This window comes from Azoarcus sp. DN11, assembly GCF_003628555.1.
Classification (GTDB): domain Bacteria; phylum Pseudomonadota; class Gammaproteobacteria; order Burkholderiales; family Rhodocyclaceae; genus Aromatoleum.
In genome coordinates this window covers 991,181-1,010,706 of record NZ_CP021731.1, presented here as the reverse complement: position 1 = coordinate 1,010,706, position 19,526 = coordinate 991,181, and the positions used below count along the sequence as shown (strand labels likewise).

The following is a 19,526-nucleotide window of genomic DNA, read 5'->3' as shown; positions in this document are numbered from 1 at the left end:
CGGGGGTCGTCATGTTCTTTTGTGGCGCTGGGGCAGGTATTACGGTCGGTCAAGTGGCGGCGGCTACTCCCTCCCCTTCAAGGGGAGGGCTGGGGTGGGGATGGGTTTCGGACGAAGTCCCTGCACGCGCCACTCAGCTGCGACGGAAACCCATCCCCCTCCTAACCTCCCCCTTGAAGGGGGAGGAACTCCTTCCCCACTCTCATCACCCGCTCCGACTCAGCAAATACAGCAACACTACATTCAGCAGCAGCGACCCGACCAACACGAGCTTCAGCGCCAGCGTCGGATTGCGCGCCGCGAGCGGTGCACGCCTGTGGGTCGCGAGCGGGCGGTGCGCGCCGCGCTCGAGCGCGACGAGGAACTCCTCGGCGGTCTCGAAGCGGCCCTTCGCGTCGCGCGCGCAGGCTTTCAGCAGCACGGCCTCGAGCCATTCCGGCGTGTCCGGGCGATAGCGCGTCGGCGGCAGCGGCTCGCCGAAGCGCAGACGCTGGAAAGGCTCGATCTCGCCGTAGGGGTACTTGCGCGTCAGCAGCTCGTACAGCGTCACGCCGCAGGCGTAGAGGTCGGACGCCTCGTTCGCCGCCTGCCCGGCAAAAAGCTCGGGCGCCATGTAGGACGGCGTGCCGGGGTTGTTGATCTCGCGCAGATCCTCGCCGTCGGAGGCCGCGACGCCGAGGTCGAGCACGCGCAGTTCGCCGTGGCGGTCGAGGTGGATGTTGTCGGGCTTGATGTCGCGATGCACGATGCCCAGGCGGTGCAGCGATGCGACCGCACGCAGCAGCGCGGTGCCGATGGGCACCAGTTCGTGCGCCGCGTAGCGATGGCCGCGCGCGAGGCTCGCCTTGAGCGTCTCGCCTTCGTGCCAGCTCATCAGGTAATACAGGTGGTCGCGCCCGGCGTGCTCGCAGACGCGCGGAAAGCCATGCCCGGGGACGCGGCGCGCGATCCACTCCTCGCGCACCAGCGACGCCATCGCCTCCTCGTCGCCCTCCTCCTGGCGCAGGGTCTTCAGCACCAGCGCGGCGCCGTCTTCCAGTCGCGTCACGCGGTACAGCAGGGTCACGCGCGACTCGTGCAGCAGCTCCTCGACGCGCAGGCCGTCCAGCGTCTCGCCGGCCTTCAGGCGCGGCGGCAGCGGCAGGCGGCGGCCGCTGGCAAGGCGGTCGCGCAGGTTGTCGGCGGGCACGGCGTCGACGTGCGCGACCAGCGCCGTGCAGTTGTCGGTCGCCCCGCGGTGCAAGGCCTCCAGCACCAGCGCGTCGGCCGCCGCCTGCGGATCGTCCCCGCGCGCGAGCAGCTCGCCCATCGCCTCGTCGCCCAGCGTGTTCCACACGCCGTCGCTCACCAGCAGGAAGCGGTCGCCGACCGCGAGCTCGCCGTCGTCGAAGTCGATCAGGAGCTGCGCGTCCAGCCCCACCGCGCGGCGCAGCACGTTGTCGAGCTCGGGGTGTTCCCAGGTGTGGTCCTCGGTGAGGCGCCGCAGCGCGCCGTCGTGCCACCGGTAGGCGCGCGAGTCGCCGACGTGGGCGACGTAGTAGCGTCGCCCGCGCAGCGCCACCGCCGTGAGCGTCGTCGCCATGCCGGCGTAGTCACGCGACTTCGCCGACTGCGCGAGCAGCCAGCGGTTGATCGCGCCGACCACCGTGTCGATGGACTTCTCGACGCTCCACGTGTCGGGCGTCGCGTAGTAGTCCGCAAGCAGTCCGCGCACCGTGTATTCGGCTGCCTCGCGCCCGTTGGCATGGCCGCCGACGCCGTCGGCGACCGCCAGCAGCAGGCCCTTCGCTTCCAGTTCCGCGCCTTCCGGCGTCGCGGCACCGACGAAGTCCTCGTTGCGCGGGCGCAGGCCCTGTTCGGTGGCGTGGCCCAGGCGGACGGACAGCGGCATCGACTTGCCCGGGCGACGCGCGGCCGCGGACGCAGCCGCCGGCTCCGCGGTCGGGACGTCGATGATTGCCGCCTTGTTCATGCCTGCGCTCTCCGCCTGGGTACCGGAACCGGCCTCAGATCCGCGCCGAGGTGAGGTGCGCCGCACCCCAGGTCGTGCGCCACCGGGTCTTCACCGAGGTCAGCCCGATCAGCGCCGCCAGCGCGAGCCCGGCGAAGATCATGAAGCCCATCTGGTAGCTCCCCGTCGCCTGCTTCGCGTAGCCGAGCGAGGATGCGAGGTAGAAACCGCCCACGCCACCCGCCATGCCCACCAGCCCCGTCATCACGCCGATCTCCTTGCGGAAGCGCTGCGGCACGAGCTGGAACACCGCGCCGTTGCCCATGCCCAGCGACAGCATCGCCAGCACGAACACGACGAGTGCCATCCACGCCTGCGGCAGGCCGGTCCCGACGATCGCGAGGAACAGCGACGCCAGCACGTACATCACCGACAGGCTCTTGATGCCGCCGAGGCGATCCGCGACGCGCCCGCCGATCGGGCGCACCATCGAGCCGGCGAACACGCAGGCGGCCGTGAAGTAGCCGGCCGTCTTGGCATCGAGCCCGTACTGGGTATTGAAGTAGATGCTCAGCGAGGACGCCAGGCCGACGAAACCGCCGAAGGTCACCGAGTAGAAGAACATGAACCACCACGCGTCCTTGTCCTTCAGCACCTTGAAGTACTCGGTCAAGGGCTTCGCGGGCGGGCACTCCGGCGCATCCTTCGCGACGACGAGGTAGAACGCGAACACCAGCACCAGCGGGATCAGCGCGAGGCCGAAGACGTTGGTCCAGCCGTAGGTTATCGCCAGGCCCGGCGCGAACAGCGCCGCGAGCGCGGTGCCCGAGTTGCCGGCCCCGGCGATGCCCAGCGCCGTGCCCTGATGCTCGGGCGGATACCAGCGCGACGCGAGCGGCAGCGCCACCGCGAAGGCCGCGCCGGCGAAGCCGAGGAACACGCCCAGCAGCAGCGTCTGCGCGTAGCTGTGGATGCCGAACTGCCACGCGAAAAAGAGCGCGCCGATCACGATCACCTGCCCGATCGCGCCGGCCATCTTGGGCTTCAGGTGGTCGACGAGCACGCCCATGAAGATGCGCAGGATCGCCCCGGCCAGCACCGGCACCGCGACCATGAAGCCCTTCTGCGCGTGGTCCAGGCCCAGGTCGGTGGCGATCTGCACGCCCAGCGGCCCGAGGATGACCCACACCATGAAGGCCAGGTCGAAGTACAGGAAGGCCGCCAGCAGCGTCGGCGGATGCCCGGCCTTGAGGAAGGATTGCTTGTCCATGTCGTTTCCCGTTTTGCGATGCGATCGGATCAGACCTTGAGCAGCACGCGGCCGCCCTCGACCTTCACCTCGAAAGACCTGGTGCAGCCGACATCCGGCGCGACCGCGTTGCCCGAGTCGAGCTCGATCTTCCAGCTGTGCAGCGGGCAGGTGACCTGACGGCCATGCACGATGCCCTGCGACAGCGGACCCTGCTTGTGCGGGCACTTGTCGTGCAGCGCGAAGACCTCGCCCTCGGCGTTGCGGAAGATCGCGATGTCGCCGCCGCGCGCCGCCTTCACGACGCGCGAACCGAGCACGGGGATGTCTTCGACGGCACAGATGTCCTTCCAGCCGGCGTCGACGCTGATTTCAAAGGTGTTCATCGATTCGCTCCGGTCTCAGGCTTCAAGAATTTCGAATTCGCGGCGCACGGCCGGCGCGGCGTCCGCGGCGTAGCGCTCGGCCCACGGATCCTTCGCGTCCTGCAGCGCGTACAGCAGCCGCTCGTACAGCGCCTTGCGGTTCTCCGCGTTCTCCAGCACGTGCTTCTTCACATGCTCCAGGCCCACGCGCTCGACGTAATGCACGGTGCGCTCGAGGTAGTAGCCCTCCTCTCGATAGAGCTGCAGGAAGGCGCCCGAGTACTCCATGACTTCCTCGCGCGTCTGCACCTTGCACAGGAACTGCGCCACCTCCGTCTTGATGCCGCCGTTGCCCGCGACATACAGTTCCCAGCCCGAATCGACGCCGATCACGCCGACGTCCTTGATGCCGGCCTCGGCGCAGTTCCGCGGGCAGCCCGACACCGCGAGCTTCACCTTGTGCGGGCTCCACATGCCGAAGAGCATCTTCTCGAGGTCGATGCCCATGGACATCGAACGCTGCGTGCCGAAGCGGCAGTGCTCGGCGCCGACGCAGGTCTTCACGGTGCGGATGCTCTTGCCGTAGGCGTGGCCCGAGGGCATGCCGAGGTCCTTCCACACGTGCGGCAGGTCTTCCTTCTTGATCCCCAGCAGGTCGATGCGCTGCCCGCCGGTGACCTTCACCGTCGGCACGTTGTACTTCTCCGCGACCTCGGCGATGCGCTTCAGCTCCGCCGGCGTCGTCACGCCGCCCAGCATCTGCGGCACGACCGAATAGGTGCCGTCCTTCTGGATGTTCGCGTGTGCACGCTCGTTGATGAAGCGGCTCTGCGGATCGTCCTTCGCCTCGTGCGGCCAGGTCGAGATCAGGTAGTAGTTCAGCGCCGGGCGGCAGGTCGAGCAGCCGTTCGGCGTCTTCCACGACAGCGTTTCCATCGTCTCGGGGATGCTCAGCAGCTTGTGGTCGCGGATCGCCTTGCGCACGTCGCCGTGCGACAGCTCGGTGCAGCCGCACACCGGCTTGTCGTGCGCCGACACCGCCTGATAGGCGCCGCCCACCGTCGAGGCGAGGATCTGCTCGACGAGGCCCGTGCACGAGCCGCAGGACGACGCCGCCTTGGTGTGCTTCTTGACCTCGTCCAGCGTGAACAGACCCTTCTCCTTGATCGCCTTGACGATGGTGCCCTTGCACACGCCGTTGCAGCCGCACACCTCGGCGGTGTCCGGCATCGAAGCGGCCTTGTTCTCGCCCTTGTGGCCCGCGTCGCCGAGGTTGTTCTGCCCGAACATCAGGTGGTCGCGGATCGCATGGATGTCCTGGCCGTCCTTCATCAGCTGGAAGTACCACGAGCCGTCCGCGGTGTCGCCGTACAGCACCGAGCCGACGATGCGGTTGTGCTTGATCACGATGCGCTTGTACACGCCGCCCTGCTTGTCGTGCAGCACGATGTCCTCGGTGTCCGGGCCGCCCGAGAAGTCGCCCGCCGAGAACACGTCGATGCCGGTCACCTTGAGCTTGGTCGAGGTCACCGAACCTTCGTAGCGGCCGATGCCGAAGTTCGCGAGATGGTTGGCGCACACCTTGCCCTGCTCGAAGAGCGGCGCGACCAGGCCGTAGGCGATGCCGCGGTGCGCGACGCACTCGCCGACCGCGTACACGCGCGGGTCGGTCACGCTCTGCAGCGTGTCGGACACCGCGATGCCGCGCGCACGCCCCGTGCCGCAGTAGATGCCGGCCGATTCCGCCAGCGCGAAGTTCGGGCGGATGCCGGCGGCGACGACAACCAGATCCGCCGGAATCTCCATGCCATCCTTGAAGCGCACCGCCGCGACGCGGCCCGCGCTGTTGCCACCCTCACCGCAGATCAGCGCCTCGGTCTGCTTCGCAAGCAGGAAGTTCATGCCCTTGGCTTCGAGCGAAGCCTGCAGCATGTCGGCCGCGGGCTTGTCGAGCTGACGCTCCATGATCCAGTCCGACAGATGCACCACCGTGACGCTCATGCCGCGCAGCATCAGGCCGTTCGCGGCTTCCAGGCCCAGGAGGCCCGCGCCGATCACGACCGCGTGCTTGTACTTCGTCGAGGCGTCGATCATCGCCTCGGTGTCGCCGATGTCGCGGTACGCGAGCACGCCCGGCAGGTCCGCGCCGGGAATCGGCGGGATGAAAGGGGTCGAGCCGGTCGCGATCAGCAGGCGGTCGTACTCGGCCTCGGTGCCGTCGGCAGCGATGACCTTGCGCTTCACGCGGTCGATCTTCGTCACCATCTTGCCCGCATGCAGCGTGATGGCGTTGTCGCGGTACCAGTCGAGATCGTTGAGCATGATCTCCGGCAGCGTCATCTCGCCCGCAAGCACCGGCGACAGCAGGATGCGGTTGTAGTTGCCGTGCGGCTCGGCGCCGAACACCGTGATGTCGTACAGGTCCGGGGCGAGCTTCAGCAGCTCTTCGAGCGTGCGGCAGCCGGCCATGCCGTTACCGATCATCACGAGTTTCATTTTTTTCATGGCGGCTCCTTCAGGCAGCGCAAGAGATGAATTCGGGGGAAGCGTTGACGCGGCGGGTCAGGGCCATGATCGATCTCCACTCCATAAGGCGAAAAAAAAACGGCGTCGCGTCGCCTCCGGAAGCGCTCTCCCGAAGAAACGACGGACGCCGTTGTCCGCATGCCCTGCATCAAGCATTTCAAGCCGGAGCCTCGTTGCCCCGGCCTACGGACTCCTTATCGCAAGATGGGTGCCAGCCCCCAATTCAAAATTACATTGCTGTTTTAAAAGGAATTTTTCCCTGAAGACCTGCCCGTGCGAAGATTGCGCGAACATCGCTATCGCACCAATTCGGTGCATTACGCGGCAATGCTGCACCACAACATTGCACCTCACATCGCCCGACCCACGTCTCCCTCCCCTTCAAGGGGAGGGCTGGGGTGGGGATGGGTTTCACGCCCGCACGGCGAGCCGCCACAGCGAGGTGATTTCGGCCGCCCGCGCGGCGTGAAGGGGGTCATCGGCGTCGCGCGCCTTGGCATGGCGCGGCCGGGCATCGAGGCGCCCGACCACTTGCAGCCCCGCCCCCGCGATCGCCGCGAGCAATTCGTCGCGCGTGCGCAGGCCCAGATGTTCGGCGAGATCGGAGAGAACCAGCCACCCCTCGCCGCCGGGCACGAGATGCGCCGCGAGGCCGTCGAGAAAAGCCCGCAGCATGCGGCTGTCGGGGTCATACACGGCGTTTTCGACCGGCGACGACGGGCGCGCCGGCACCCACGGCGGGTTGCACACGACGAGCGCCGCCCGGGCGTCGGGAAACATGTCCGCCTGCAGGATCTCCACCTGCGCGGCGAAGCCCAGCCGCGCGATGTTCTCGCGCGCGCAGGCGAGCGCCCGCGGGTCCTGGTCGGTCGCGAGCACATGGCGCACGCCGCGCTGCGCGAGCAGCGCCGCCAGCACGCCGGTGCCGGTACCGATGTCGCAGGCCGGCGCGCCGCTCGCCAGCGCCGCGGGCAGGGGCGCCTGCGCGACGAGGTCGACGTATTCGCCACGCACCGGGGAAAACACGCCGTAATGCGGATGGATGGAAGCCCCGAGCGCCGGGATCGGCACCCCCTTCTTGCGCCATTCGTGGGCCCCGATCAGCCCCAGCAGCTCGCGCAGCGATACCGCATACGCTTCGTCGGCAGGGCCGTAGGCCTCGCGACAGGCCAGGGCGACGTCGGGCGCGCGGCGCAAGGGCAGGCTGTGGTCCGCATCGACCGGCAGCAGCAGCATGCCGAGGGTGCGGGCGCGCTGGGCCTGCGCCTGGCGGTGAAGATGGAAGGCCTCGGCCGCACTCGGCGGCGCACTGGTCGGCTTGCCGGCGCGCCGCGGCTTGCGGTCCGCCCGGCGCCCCATCGCCAGCAGCAGCTGCCGCGCGTTCTGGTAATCGCCGCGGTAAAGCAGGGCCGTCCCCTCGCACGCCCAGCGGTAAGCTTGATCCGCGGGCGTCTGGTCGCCGACCAGCACCACGCGGCGCGGCGGCGGGCTCCCGCTTTCCGAACGCCAGCGCAGCGCATGGCGCTCGCCCTCCTCATCCCAGACCACTTGTGGAAATCCGTTCATCGGCACGCCCCCTCCACGCTGCCAGGAAACAGCCGGCAAGCGTCGGCGGATCCGGCTTCGAGCGGCGCACATGCAGCGAGGGCCGCGGCGAGGCGGCCGGACAGGGTCGGGGACATCGGAAAGCCTTGTACCGTAAGGCCCGACATCATAGCCGGTCGGCACCGACGGGGGCCGCCGCCAACCCGCGCGCCGCCCAAAATGCCTGCCCGACCCGGTGCCGACCCGCGCGATCAAGCCGCCCGCTTCACCTGCTTCTTGTACAGGAAGTCCATGATCGCGGAACGGTAGCGTGCGAACTCGGGCAGCCCGGTGAGCGACAGCCGGTCGCGCGGGCGGTCGAGCTCCACCTCCAGGATCTCGCCGATCGTCGCCGCCGGGCCATTGGTGAGCATCACGACGCGGTCGGAGAGCAGTACCGCCTCGTCGACGTCATGCGTCACCATCACCATCGTCGCCCTGGTCGCCGCGAGGATCTTCACCAGCTCGTCCTGCAGCATCGCGCGGGTCAGCGCATCGAGCGCGCCGAAGGGCTCGTCCATCAGCAGGATCCGCGGCTCCATCGACAGCGCCCGGGCGATGCCGACGCGCTGCTTCATGCCGCCGGAGATCTCGTGCGGGAACTTCGTCTCGGCATGCGACAGGCCCACGAGCGCGAGCGCATCCTGCGTGCGCCGCTTCAGCTTCGCCTTGCCCTCCTTTGCGCCGAACACGCGATCCACCGCGAGATAGACGTTGTCGTAGCAGGTCAGCCACGGCAGCAGCGAATGGTTCTGGAACACCACCGCGCGCTCCGGCCCGGGGCCGGCGATCTCGCGCCCGTCGCACAGCATCACGCCGCTCGACGGCAGCGTCAGGCCGGCGATCAGGTTCAGCAGTGTCGATTTGCCGCAGCCCGAGTGCCCGATCAGGCTGATGCTCTCGCCCTCGTGGATGTCGAGCTTGATGCCCTGCAGCGCCGTGAAGGGGCCGTTCTTCGTGTTGAAGGTCTGTCCGACGTTCTCGATCTGCACGATCTTCTTCATGATGGTCTCCTCCACCGCTCAGCGGTCTTCGTAGTTGAAGCGACGCGCCGCCAGCATCAGCGCCTGTTCCAGAATCAGCCCGACCGTCCCGATCACGAAGATCGCGATGATGATGTGCTCGACCTTGAGGTTGTTCCACTCGTCCCACACCCAGAAGCCGATGCCGACGCCGCCCGTGAGCATCTCCGCGGCGACGATCACCAGCCAGGCCGTGCCGATCGAGAGCCGGATGCCGGTGAGCACGTACGGCAGCGCCGCCGGGAAGAGGATCTTCGTGAAGACTTTCCATTCCGAGAGGTTCAGCACGCGGGCGACGTTGAGGTAGTCCTGCGGCACCCGCATCACGCCCTGCGCCGTGTTGAGGATCATCGGCCAGATCGAGCAGATGAAGATCGTCCAGGTCGCCGCCGGGTCGGCGCGCTGGAAGACGAGCAGGCCGATCGGCAGCCACGCGAGCGGACTCACCGGGCGCAGCAGGCTGATGATCGGGTTCATCATCTTCGCCAGCACCGCAAAGCGCCCCAGCATGAAGCCCACCGGAATGCCGACCAGTGCCGCAATGCCGAAGCCGATCGCGACGCGTTGCAGCGACGACAGCACGTTCCAGCCGATGCCCTGGTCGTTCGGCCCGGCGCGGTAGAAGGGATCCGAGAAGATCGCCACCGCCGCATCCCAGGTCTGCACCGGCCCCGGGATGCCGCCGCCCTTGAGCGTCGCGAGGTACCAGAAACCGACCAGTAGCGCGAGGCCGGCCACCGGCGGCAGCACCGCGCTGGCGATCGTACGCAGCCAGGCCGCGGCCCTGCCCTTGCGCCGGACGACCGGCTCGACCGCCCTGGCTTCCTCCTCCGCCACCGCCGTCATGGCCTCTCCCCTGTCCGCCGCGGACCGCAGCGGCTTCAGGTCCACGACTCTCGCATCGGTCGCTGCCCCGCCGTCCCCCATCGCTCCGTCGAGCGTCGCTGTCGCAGTCATCGCCCGCTCCCCTTACGCCCTGACCTTGAACGACCCGGCGTACTTCGCCGGATCCCTGCCGTCCCACACCGTACCGTCGATCAGCTTCGCACTGCGCATGTCGCTCTTCGGCAGCGACACGCCTGCCGCGGCCGCGGCCTGCTTGTAGATGTCGATGCGATTCACCTGCTTTGCGACCGCGAGGTAATCGACGTCCTTGTCGAGCAGCCCCCAGCGCCGGTGCTGCGTCAGGAACCACATGCCGTCGGTGAGATAGGGGAAGTTCACCGCGCCGTCGTTGTAGAACTTCATGTAGTTCGGGTCGTCCCAGCTCCTGCCCAGCCCGTTGGAATAGCGCCCGAGCATGCGCTCGAGGATCACGTCCATGTCGGTATTGACGTAGGACTTCTGCGCGACGGTCTCGGCCGTCGTGCGCCGGTTGGGCAGCGACGCATCGATCCAGCGTCCGGCTTCCAGGATCGCCGCAGTCAGCGCGCGGGCGGCGTTGGGATGCTTCGCGACCCAGTCGGCGGTGGTGCCGAGCACCTTCTCCGGGTGGTCGGTCCAGATGTCCTGTGTCGTCACCGCGGTGAAGCCGATCCTATCCATGATCGCGCGGTTGTTCCACGGCTCGCCGACGCAGAAGCCGTCCATGTTGCCGACGCGCATGTTGGCGACCATCTGCGGCGGCGGCACGGTGATGACCTTCACGTCCTTCATCGGGTTGATGTCGTGCGCGGCGAGCCAGTAGTACAGCCACATCGCGTGGGTGCCGGTCGGGAAGGTCTGCGCGAAGGTGTATTCGCCCGGCTTCGCGGTGATGAGCTTCCTCAGCCCCGCGCCGTCGGTGACGCCCTGCTCCCTGAGCTTGCTCGCGAGCGTGATCGCCTGGCCGTTGTGGTTCAGGCTCATCAGCACCGCCATGTCCTTCTTCGGCCCGCCGATCCCGAGATGCACGCCATACACCAGCCCGTACAGCACGTGCGCCGCGTCGAGCTCGCCCGACACCAGCTTGTCGCGCACCGACGCCCAGCTTGCCTCTTTGCTCGGGATGATCTTGATGCCGTACTTCTCGTCGAACTTCCGCACCGCCGCCATCACGACCGACGAGCAGTCCGTCAGCGGAATGAAGCCGACGCGGATCTCCTTCTTCTCCGGCGCGTCCGACCCCGCCGCCCACACACCGCCGCTCACGCCCAGCCCCGCAGACCCCATCATCGCCGCCCCCGAAAGCGCCATCGTCCGCCGCATGAATTCCCGCCGCGTGACGCCGTTGTCATCGAACGCACCCATCTTCATCTCCCTGCAGGCCAGAAAAACAAAAACGGCGCACACCGCCCGCAGTAGGATGCCTGCGGGGATGGACGCCGTTGTCCGTAGTTTGCACAGCCCCGCACCGGGACCGGTCAATCTGCTGTCGAACCGCCGTTGATCCGACTCAAGCGATCTTTAGCAGGTCGTGTGCCAAGGCTTCGCAACGTGGCGAAAACCCTTTATTGGCGGGGATTGGGAGGAATTCCGGACGAACCGGACAAGATGGCCGCAGCATGGCAGCCGCACTATTGCAGTGCACAAACCATCCCCGCCGCACCACTTGCGCGCCGCTCAGCGGCCGGGTGCGTGGCGCCGCAAGGCCCGGAGCAGCCGGGGATCGTGAGCCAGCAGCGCGCGATGAACCTGCACCAGCGTCGCGCCCGCCGCAAACCGCGCCGCGGCTTCGTCGAGCGAATCGATACCGCCGACGCTGATCAGGCAGACCCGCGGATCGAGGGCCGCCGACAGCACGCGCAGCATCGCGCCGGCCTTGCGCCGCGCGGCGTGGCCTTCGGTCGACACGAGCAGGCCATCGACGCCCGCCGCAACGAACATGTCGGCGACCGCGATCATGGAGGCGGCATCGCCATCAAGCCAGCACGACGGCAGCTTGGCCACCAGCGGCAGCGGCTGCCGACGATGCCGCGCGAGCCGGTTGCGCAACTGCACCGCCGCGCCCGCCAGATCCGCGAAGCGCGCCGGCGACGGACAATCGCGGCCGGGATTGAGCGTCACGTAATCCGCGCCGGCGTGGGCGGCGCGCAGCACCCGCAGACAGGCGTGGTCCACGTTGTCCCAGCCGACGTGGCGCGGCTTGCCGATGCTGACGCCGCACCGCACGCCGCCCACAGCCCGCCGCGGGAGCACCGGATAACCGTCCGCCCGCGCGAGCGTGCCGATCTCCACGGCACCGAGGCCGAGACGGTGCGCTCCTTCAAGCAGCCGCCCGCGCCGGTCGAACCCCGCAGCCAGGCCGACCGGAGAGGCAAAGCTCAGCCCCATCGCGCTGACCGGACCGAACGGGCCCGCCGCGTCGCCCCCGCCGTCCGTGCGTCGCGCGATGCGCTCAAGCCGCGCCACTGCCCAGCGGGTGCGCAGCGCGCGCGGCGTCAGCGGCGGTGCGCCCATCGCCATCACGCCGCCCGCAGGCCGCTGCGCCGGCGCGCGAAGGCACGCAGGAAGGCGACGAGCGCGTCGACGGCGGCGTCGGCGACACCGTTGTAAAGGCTCACGCGCACGCCGCCGACGTCCGGGTGTCCGCGCAAGTCATGCAGCCCGCCCGCTTCGGCCGCCTGCAGGAACAGCGCGGTCTGCGCCTCGTCGGCGAGGCGGAAGCAGGGATTGACGTGCGAGCGATGGACGCGATCGACAGGCATCGCATACGTGCCCGCGCCATCCGCGAGCGCCGCGTACACGGCTTCGCTGCGCCGGCAGGCCGCCTCGGCCATCGCCGCAACGCCCCCGCGCGCCTCGATCCAGTGCAGCATGCGATGGGCGACGAAGATCGGGAACACCGGCGGTGTGCATAGCCGCGAGCCGGCGGCCGCCTGCGCCGCGTAGTCCATCACGCGCGGCGTTTCCGGCCGTGCCCGCCCCAGCAGCCGCTCGTCCACGATCACGAGCGTCAGCCCCGGCGTGCCGATCGTCTTCTGCGCCCCCGCATACACGAGCGACAAGCGCGTGAAGTCGAGCGGCCGCATCAGCAGGTCCGAGGTCATGTCCGCAACGAGCGGCACCGGCAGCGCGGGGAACTCGCGGAACTGCAGGCCATCCGCGGTTTCGTTGCTCGTGACGTGGCAATAGGCGGCGCGCGGATCGACCTGCCACACCGCAGCGTCGGGAACGGCCCCTGACACCCGCGCGGCGATCGACACCTCGGCATACCGCTTCGCCTCCGCGATCGCGCGCCGCGACCAATGGCCGCTATCGACGTAGCTCGCTGGTCGTGAATCACCGAGCAGATTCAGCGGCAGCAGCGCGAACTGCGCGCTCGCACCGCCCGCGAGGAACAGCACGCGAAAACGGTCCGGGATAGCGAGCAGACGGCGCAGGCAGGCCTCGGTCTCTGCCTGCAGAGCGCGGAAAGCCGGCGACGTGAACGGCAGGCTCAGGATGGAGCCCCGCCCCGGACGGCACGCCGCGGCCACATCCACCGCGACCTCATCCGGCAACGGCCCCGCCGCGGCGGAAAAGCTGAAACCCAACATGTTCCGCGGCATCGCCGCCTCAGCCAAAAAGCGCGACGCCATGCGTGCCGGCCCCCATGAAGAACAGCACCGGGATCGACAGCATCGTGTTCACGCGCGCCGACAGGAAGGTCACGCGCGACGCGCGCAGGCGCTCGTCGATCGGCGCCGGCACGAAGCCCAGCACCCGCTGCTGGTGTGGCCACAGCACGAACCACAGGTTCGCCACCATCAGCGTCGCGATCCACATCCCCAGCCCGAGCGGCGCAAGCGCGCCGTGCAGGCTCAGCGCGTCGCCCAGCCAGCCGCGATGCCACAGGATCAGCGCGCCGCTGGCCCAGGTCAGCAACGACGCGTAGCGGAAAGCGCCGTGCTCGCGCTGCAGCAGCACGCGCTGGCGCGGGCTCTCCGGGTCCGACAGGTCGGCCGCGGCGAGCGGCACGTAACGCGGCCGCGTCACCGCGGTCGCGTAGTTGTGCCCGATCCACACCAGCGCCCCGAGAAAATGCAGCCAGCGCGCGACGACCTCGAACAGCACGCTCTCCATCGCCCGCTCCTTCAGCCCGCGATGCGCATGAGGACGGCAAGCGCCGCCGTCAACGCGACGCCGAGCAGCACCGTCACCAGCGACGAATCGAACAGCCTAAGCATGATCGCAGCCCCCCCGCCGCGCGTTGCGCATCACCAGCGGCACGGCGGTGCGCTCCGGCGCATGCGCGCGCTCCACCGCCTCGCCGATCAGGTGATGATGCGGCGAACGCGAACAGGCCGGGTCGGCATTCGCCGCGTCGCCGGTGAGCAGGAAGGCCTGACACCGACAGCCGCCGAAATCCGTCTCCTTGTCGCTGCACGACCGACACGGTTCGCGCATCCACTCGTCGCCACGGAACTTGCGGAAGGTCGGCGACTCGTCCCACAGCCACGCGAGGCTCTTCTCGCGCACCGTCGGAAACTCCAGCCCCTCGATCGCGCGCGCCTCCTGGCACGGCATCGCCGCCCCGTCGGGCGCGATCGTCAGGTGGATCGCGCCCCAACCGTTCATGCACGCCTTCGGCCGCCCCTCGTAGTAGTCGGGGATCACGAAGTAGATCGTCATGCGGTCGCCGACGCGCTCGCGCATCTGCTGCACCGCGCGCTCGGCCGCCTCGATCTGCGCCCGCGTCGGCATCAGCTCGTCGCGGTTCAGCAGCGCCCAGTTGTAGTACTGCAGGTTCGCGAACTCGAGGTAATCGACGCCGAGATCCGCGGCGAGCTCGAGGATGTCCGAAACCTGATCGATGTTGTGACGGAACACCGGCACGTTGAGCACCATCGGGAAGCCGTGCGCCTTGATCCGGCGCGCCACGTCCAGCTTCAGGTCGTGCACGCGCGCCCCGACCAGCCGATCCGTCAGCTCGCGCTCGCTCGACTGCAGCGACAGCTGGATCTGCTTGAGGCCCGCTTCCTTCAGCTTCACGAGCCGCGCCTCGGTCAGCCCCACGCCCGAGGTGATCAGGTTGGTGTAGTAGCCCAGCGCCGTCGCGTCCGCGACCAGTTCCTCGATGTCGTCGCGCAGCAGCGGCTCGCCGCCGGTGAAGCCGAGCTGCAGCGCCCCCAGCTCGCGCCCCTCGCGCAACACGCGCTTCCATTCGTCGGTCGTCAGCTCCTCGCCCTTGCGGCGCGCGTAATCGACCGGATTGCTGCACCACGGGCACTTCAGCGGGCACTCGTACGTGAGCTCGAGCACCAGCCACAGCGGCTTGCCCTGCCCGTCAAGCCTGACGACGGATCCATCCTTTGGCACGGAACACCTCCAGAAACTTGTAGACGCCCGCGGCGACCGTGTCGTCGTCGCCGGGATAACGGGCCTGCAGCGCCGCCACGATCGCAGCGCCACTGCGGCCGTCGCAGTGCTCGATGATGTCGGCCGCCGTCTGGTTCAGCTTCACGATGCCTTCCGGGTAGAGCAGGACGTGGGCGTCCTGCGTCGGCTCCCAGCGGAAGAGGTACATCGGATTGAGGCTGAAGCAGTCCTCGGCAGGCAGCCGGTTCGACTCGTTCATGCGCAACACTCCTTCGCGCGACAAGGGCGGCGCCGGGCCGCCCCGCCGTCAGCGCACGTAGACGTAGGCCGTCACTTCGAAACCAAGACGGATGTCGCAATACGCGGGATCGATCCACTGCATGGGCTGCCTCCTCGTTCATCGGTTGAAGGACCGGCCGGACGACCGATCCGCAGCCATCATCGCCGACGGTGACGGCGGCCGAATCGGGCCGATCAGGAGCGGGCCATCGCCGCCCTCATGAAACGAAGATCGAGAAAATCATGAATTGCGCCGCCTCGACGCATCCGGTTGACGCCCGTCAACGCGGGCCGCTTCGCACCGTTGCAGTGCATTCCGGAGGCGGGGGAGCACCATCGCGGCGCCTCCCGGCGGCGTCAGAGCAGGTACTTCGCCATATCGAGGAGATCCTGTGCGACCGCCGCCATCGGCTTCGAGCGCTCCATCGCGAGCTTGCGCAGCGCCGCGTAGGCTTCCGCCTCGTCCATGCCGCGCGACTTCATCAGCAATCCCTTCGCGCGCTCGATCAGCTTGCGCTCGGACAGCTTCTTGGTCGCCGCGGCGAGCTCCGCACGCACCGACTGGTGCTCCTCGAAGCTCGCCACCGCGACGTCGATGACCGGCTTCAGGCGCTGCGGATCGAGCCCGTCGACGACGTAGGTCGACACGCCCGCCTTCACCGCCGCGCGGATCGTGTCCTGGTCGCCTTCCTGCGCAAAGATGATCACCGGCCGCGGCATCGCCGCGTTCATCACGGCGAGGTTCTCCAGCGTGTCGCGCGACGGCGAATCGGTCTCGATCAGGATCACGTCCGGCCGGATCGCCTCGATCTGCGCCGTCAGATCGGCCGACGACGCCAGCACCGCCGCCACCTGGTGGCCGGCGAGCGCCAGCCCGGCGCAGATTTCGGCCGCCCGGGCGCGGGATTCATCGATGACGAGTACGCGAAGCATGGTCAGATCCACGCAAGATTCGCGCCGCTGCCCGCTGCGATCCGCGCGCCGCCTCAGCCGCCGCGCTGGCGGCGCGCCTCGAACAGGCAGATGCCGCTCGCAACCGACACGTTGAGGCTCTCGACGGTGCCGAGCATCGGGATCTTCGCCAGCTCGTCGCAGGTCTCGCGCGTGAGCCGGCGCAGGCCTTCGCCTTCGGCCCCCAGCACCCACGCGACCGGCCCCTTCTGGTCGATCTCGTACAGCGACTTCTCCGCCTCGCCCGCCGCACCGACCACCCACACGCCGGCCTCCTGCATCTCGCGCAGCGCACGCGCGAGGTTGGTCACGGTGATGTAGGGCACCGAATCGGCTGCCCCGCTCGCCACCTTCACCGCGGTCGCGTTCAGGCCCACCGCGCGGTCCTTCGGCGCGACCACCGCATGTGCGCCGGCCGCATCGGCGACGCGCAGGCACGCGCCGAGATTGTGCGGATCCTGCACACCGTCGAGCACCAGGATCAGCGCATTCTCCTCCAGCACGTCGAGCACATCGGCGAGCTTGATGTCGCGGCTACGCGCATCGACGCGCGCGACCACGCCCTGGTGGCGGCGCGTGCCGACCATGCCGTCGAGCCGATCCGCCTCGGCCTGGATCATGCGCACCTTCTGCGACTCGGCGAGCCGCACGACATCCTTCGCACGCGCATCACTGCGGCTCGACGACACGTACAGCTCGAACACCGCCTCGGGATCGCGGCGCAGCTTGCCCAGCACGGCGTGAAAACCGTAGATCAGGCGCGACTCTGCGCGCCCGCCCGCGGGGGCATCGGCATCACCCGCATGCTGCGGGCGGGAACGGTTGGAAGGTTTGTCAGCCACGGCGTTTCGCTTTCCTGGTGGATGTTGCGGGTTCAGTGTTCGTTGCGGCCGCAGCGACCACGACAGCCTTCTTCGTCTTCGCGGCCGGGGCCTGCGCGGTCTTGTCGGTCTTCGCGACTTTCACCGGCTTCCCGACCTTCTTCGCTTTCGCCGGCTCGGCCGCAGGCGCTGCCTTGGCCGGCTTCTCCGCCACATCCGGCAGCTCGACAAAGGCGACCTTTCCGGCCGGCTTCGCGGCCTTCGGCTTGACAGCCGCGGCCGGCTCCGGCGCCTTGGTGGCCTTGTCCCTCGCGGTCTTGCCGACCCGCTCCGTCGGACGCGCAGCGCCTTCGATCAGGCGGAAGTCGATCTTGGTCGTCTCCAGATCGACCCGCACCACCTGCACGCGCACGCGGTCCGACAGGCGGTGGCGCACGCCGGTGCGCTCGCCCGCGAGCTCGTGGCGCGTCTCGTCGAAGTGGAAATAATCGCTGCCGAGGTCCGAGATATGGACCAGCCCTTCGATGAAGATGTCGTCGAGGGCGACGAAGAGACCGAAGGGTACCACCGCCGACACGCTGCCGGTGAATTCCGCGCCGACCTTGTCCTGCATGTAGTAGCACTTCAGCCACGCCACGACATCGCGCGTCGCGTCGTCGGCGCGGCGCTCGGTCGACGAGCAATGCAGGCCGATCTCGTCCCAGTCGCCCGCCGCGTAGGTGCGGTTCTCCAGCGCCGCCTTGATCGAGCGATGCACCAGCAGGTCAGGGTAACGCCGGATCGGCGACGTGAAGTGCGTGTAGGCCTCGTAGGCGAGCCCGAAGTGGCCGACGTTGTCGGGGCTATACACCGCCTGGCGCAGCGACCGCAGCATCACCGTCTGCAGCAGTTGCGCATCCGGCCGGTCCTTCACCTTCTCCAGCAGCTTCGCGTAATCGCCCGCTTTCGGCTCGTCGCCGCCGCCCACGCCGAGCCCGAACTCGGCGAGGAAGCCGCGCAACTTCTCGAGCTTCTCCGGCGTCGGCCCCTCATGCACGCGATACAGCGCCGGATGCTCGCGCTCCTGCAGGAACTGCGACGCGCACACGTTGGCCGCCAGCATGCACTCCTCGATCAGGCGGTGCGCATCGTTGCGCACCTCGGGGACGATGCGCTCGATCTTGCCGTCGGCGTCGAAGATCATGCGCGTCTCGGTCGTCTCGAAGTCGATCGCACCACGCTTCGCGCGCGCCTTCAGCAGCACGCGGAAGAGCTTGTCGAGGTTTTCCAGGTGGGGCAGCAGGCCCCCGATCGCCTCCAGCGCCGCCGCATCCTTGTCGTACAGCGCCGCCGCAACCTGCGTGTAGGTCAGGCGCGCGTGCGAGAACATCACCGCCGGGTAGAAGCGATAGGCCTTGACCGCCCCGGTCGGGCCGATGCTCATGTCGCACACCATACACAGACGCTCGACCTGCGGATTCAGCGAGCACAGCCCGTTGCTCAGCTTCTCCGGCAGCATCGGGATCACGCGGCGCGGGAAATACACCGAGTTGCCGCGCTCCTGCGCCTCGTCGTCGAGCGCCGACCCCGGCTGCACATAGTGCGATACATCGGCGATCGCGACGACGAGGCGGTAACCGCGCCCCTGGCGCTCGCAGAACACCGCATCGTCGAAGTCCTTCGCCGTCTCGCCGTCGATCGTCACCAGCGGCAGCTGCGTGATGTCTTCGCGCCCCACCCAGTCCTTCCTGCGCACCGTCGCGGGCAGCCTGCGCGTCTCGGCCTTCGCCTCCGGCGAGAACTCGAACGGCAGCTCGTGCTTGCGCAGCGCGATCTCGATCTCCATGCCGGCATCCGCGTAGTTGCCCAGCACCTCGACCACGCGGCCGATGGGCTGCGTAAGCTTCGTCGGCTGCTGGATCAGCTCGACCGTAACGACCTGTCCGGGCCTGGCTTTCCTGCCGCCGGCCGCGACCAGGATGTCCTGCACGATGCGGCGGTTCTCCGGTACGACGATCTGCACCCCGTGCTGGTCCAGCACGCGGCCGACGAGGCGCGTGTTCGCACGCTCCAGCACTTCGACCACCTTGCCCTCCGGGCGGCCGCGACGGTCGGCCCCGGCAATGCGCACGATAACCCGATCGCCGTGCATCACCTCACGCATGTCTTTCGGCCCGAGGAAGATATCCGGCTTTCCGTCGTCGCGGATCACGAAGCCGAAACCATCGACGTGCCCCGACACGCGGCCGCGCACCAGGTCCGCCTTGTCCGGCAGCAGGTAGGCATCGCGGCGGTTGCGCATCAGTTGCCCGTCGCGCTCCATCGCGCGCAAGCGCCGCTCGAATAGCCCCGACTCCTCGTCCGTCACGTCGAGCGCGGCGCGCAGCTGCGCGAAGTCCATCGGCACGCCGCGCTCGGCAAGCGTCAGCTCGACATATTCGCGGCTCGGCAGGGGATTGTCGTACTTCGTCGACTCGCGCTCGAAGAAGGGGTCGGCACGCCGGATCCCGCTCGGCTGGCGTTGCCCCGTGGGGCGCGAGACGGTCTGCGCGCCTGTTTTCGCTTTTTCTTTTTTCATGG

17 protein-coding genes are annotated in these 19,526 nt (G+C 68.5%); all 17 read right to left on the bottom strand.

The window, feature by feature from the left end:
- Positions 1 to 205 precede the first annotated feature (205 nt).
- Complete coding sequence (locus CDA09_RS04575) at positions 206 to 1,891, bottom strand: bifunctional protein-serine/threonine kinase/phosphatase (protein WP_121430732.1); 1,686 nt, start codon at positions 1,889 to 1,891, stop codon at positions 206 to 208.
- A gap of 115 nt (positions 1,892 to 2,006) precedes the next feature.
- A complete protein-coding gene (locus tag CDA09_RS04570) occupies positions 2,007 to 3,221 on the bottom strand; it encodes a nitrate/nitrite transporter (protein WP_121427535.1) in 1,215 nt (404 codons plus the stop codon).
- A gap of 29 nt (positions 3,222 to 3,250) precedes the next feature.
- Positions 3,251 to 3,586: a nitrite reductase small subunit NirD gene (nirD, locus tag CDA09_RS04565; RefSeq protein ID WP_121427534.1), complete on the bottom strand. Its 336-nt coding sequence runs from the start codon at positions 3,584 to 3,586 to the stop codon at positions 3,251 to 3,253.
- A 15-nt stretch (positions 3,587 to 3,601) separates the two neighbouring features.
- A complete protein-coding gene (gene nirB / locus CDA09_RS04560) occupies positions 3,602 to 6,070 on the bottom strand; it encodes a nitrite reductase large subunit NirB (protein WP_121427533.1) in 2,469 nt (822 codons plus the stop codon).
- Between the two features lie 432 nt (positions 6,071 to 6,502).
- Positions 6,503 to 7,657 carry a methyltransferase gene (locus CDA09_RS04555; protein ID WP_121427532.1) on the bottom strand — a complete coding sequence of 385 codons (1,155 nt, stop codon included), beginning with the start codon at positions 7,655 to 7,657 and terminating at the stop codon, positions 6,503 to 6,505.
- 230 nt (positions 7,658 to 7,887) lie between these two features.
- Entirely contained in the window at positions 7,888 to 8,679 is a 792-nt protein-coding gene (locus CDA09_RS04550) for an ABC transporter ATP-binding protein (protein WP_121427531.1), read from the bottom strand.
- Positions 8,680 to 8,697: 18 nt separating this feature from the next.
- Complete coding sequence (gene ntrB / locus CDA09_RS04545) at positions 8,698 to 9,654, bottom strand: nitrate ABC transporter permease (RefSeq protein ID WP_286164378.1); 957 nt, start codon at positions 9,652 to 9,654, stop codon at positions 8,698 to 8,700.
- 12 nt (positions 9,655 to 9,666) lie between these two features.
- Positions 9,667 to 10,851 carry a CmpA/NrtA family ABC transporter substrate-binding protein gene (locus tag CDA09_RS04540; RefSeq protein ID WP_502697092.1) on the bottom strand — a complete coding sequence of 395 codons (1,185 nt, stop codon included), beginning with the start codon at positions 10,849 to 10,851 and terminating at the stop codon, positions 9,667 to 9,669.
- Between the two features lie 387 nt (positions 10,852 to 11,238).
- Positions 11,239 to 12,081: a dihydroorotate dehydrogenase gene (locus CDA09_RS04535; protein WP_121427528.1), complete on the bottom strand. Its 843-nt coding sequence runs from the start codon at positions 12,079 to 12,081 to the stop codon at positions 11,239 to 11,241.
- Complete coding sequence (gene serC / locus CDA09_RS04530; protein WP_286164377.1) at positions 12,081 to 13,154, bottom strand: 3-phosphoserine/phosphohydroxythreonine transaminase; 1,074 nt, start codon at positions 13,152 to 13,154, stop codon at positions 12,081 to 12,083. Before serC ends, CDA09_RS04535 begins: the two co-directional genes overlap by 1 nt.
- Before the next feature lie 19 nt (positions 13,155 to 13,173).
- Positions 13,174 to 13,680 carry a hypothetical protein gene (locus CDA09_RS04525; RefSeq protein ID WP_121427526.1) on the bottom strand — a complete coding sequence of 169 codons (507 nt, stop codon included), beginning with the start codon at positions 13,678 to 13,680 and terminating at the stop codon, positions 13,174 to 13,176.
- 96 nt (positions 13,681 to 13,776) lie between these two features.
- Complete coding sequence (pqqE, locus tag CDA09_RS04520; protein WP_121427525.1) at positions 13,777 to 14,916, bottom strand: pyrroloquinoline quinone biosynthesis protein PqqE; 1,140 nt, start codon at positions 14,914 to 14,916, stop codon at positions 13,777 to 13,779.
- A complete protein-coding gene (gene pqqD, locus CDA09_RS04515) occupies positions 14,885 to 15,175 on the bottom strand; it encodes a pyrroloquinoline quinone biosynthesis peptide chaperone PqqD (protein WP_121427524.1) in 291 nt (96 codons plus the stop codon). Before pqqD ends, pqqE begins: the two co-directional genes overlap by 32 nt.
- 48 nt (positions 15,176 to 15,223) lie before the next feature.
- Positions 15,224 to 15,298: a pyrroloquinoline quinone precursor peptide PqqA gene (gene pqqA / locus CDA09_RS23760; protein ID WP_083903151.1), complete on the bottom strand. Its 75-nt coding sequence runs from the start codon at positions 15,296 to 15,298 to the stop codon at positions 15,224 to 15,226.
- Positions 15,299 to 15,552: 254 nt separating this feature from the next.
- On the bottom strand, positions 15,553 to 16,128 hold the full coding sequence (locus CDA09_RS04505) for an ANTAR domain-containing response regulator (RefSeq protein ID WP_121427523.1): 576 nt from the start codon (positions 16,126 to 16,128) through the stop codon (positions 15,553 to 15,555).
- 53 nt (positions 16,129 to 16,181) lie between these two features.
- Complete coding sequence (rlmB, locus tag CDA09_RS04500; protein ID WP_502697085.1) at positions 16,182 to 16,988, bottom strand: 23S rRNA (guanosine(2251)-2'-O)-methyltransferase RlmB; 807 nt, start codon at positions 16,986 to 16,988, stop codon at positions 16,182 to 16,184.
- Positions 16,981 to 19,524: a ribonuclease R gene (gene rnr / locus CDA09_RS04495; protein ID WP_121427522.1), complete on the bottom strand. Its 2,544-nt coding sequence runs from the start codon at positions 19,522 to 19,524 to the stop codon at positions 16,981 to 16,983. Before rnr ends, rlmB begins: the two co-directional genes overlap by 8 nt.
- Positions 19,525 to 19,526: the final 2 nt, after the last annotated feature.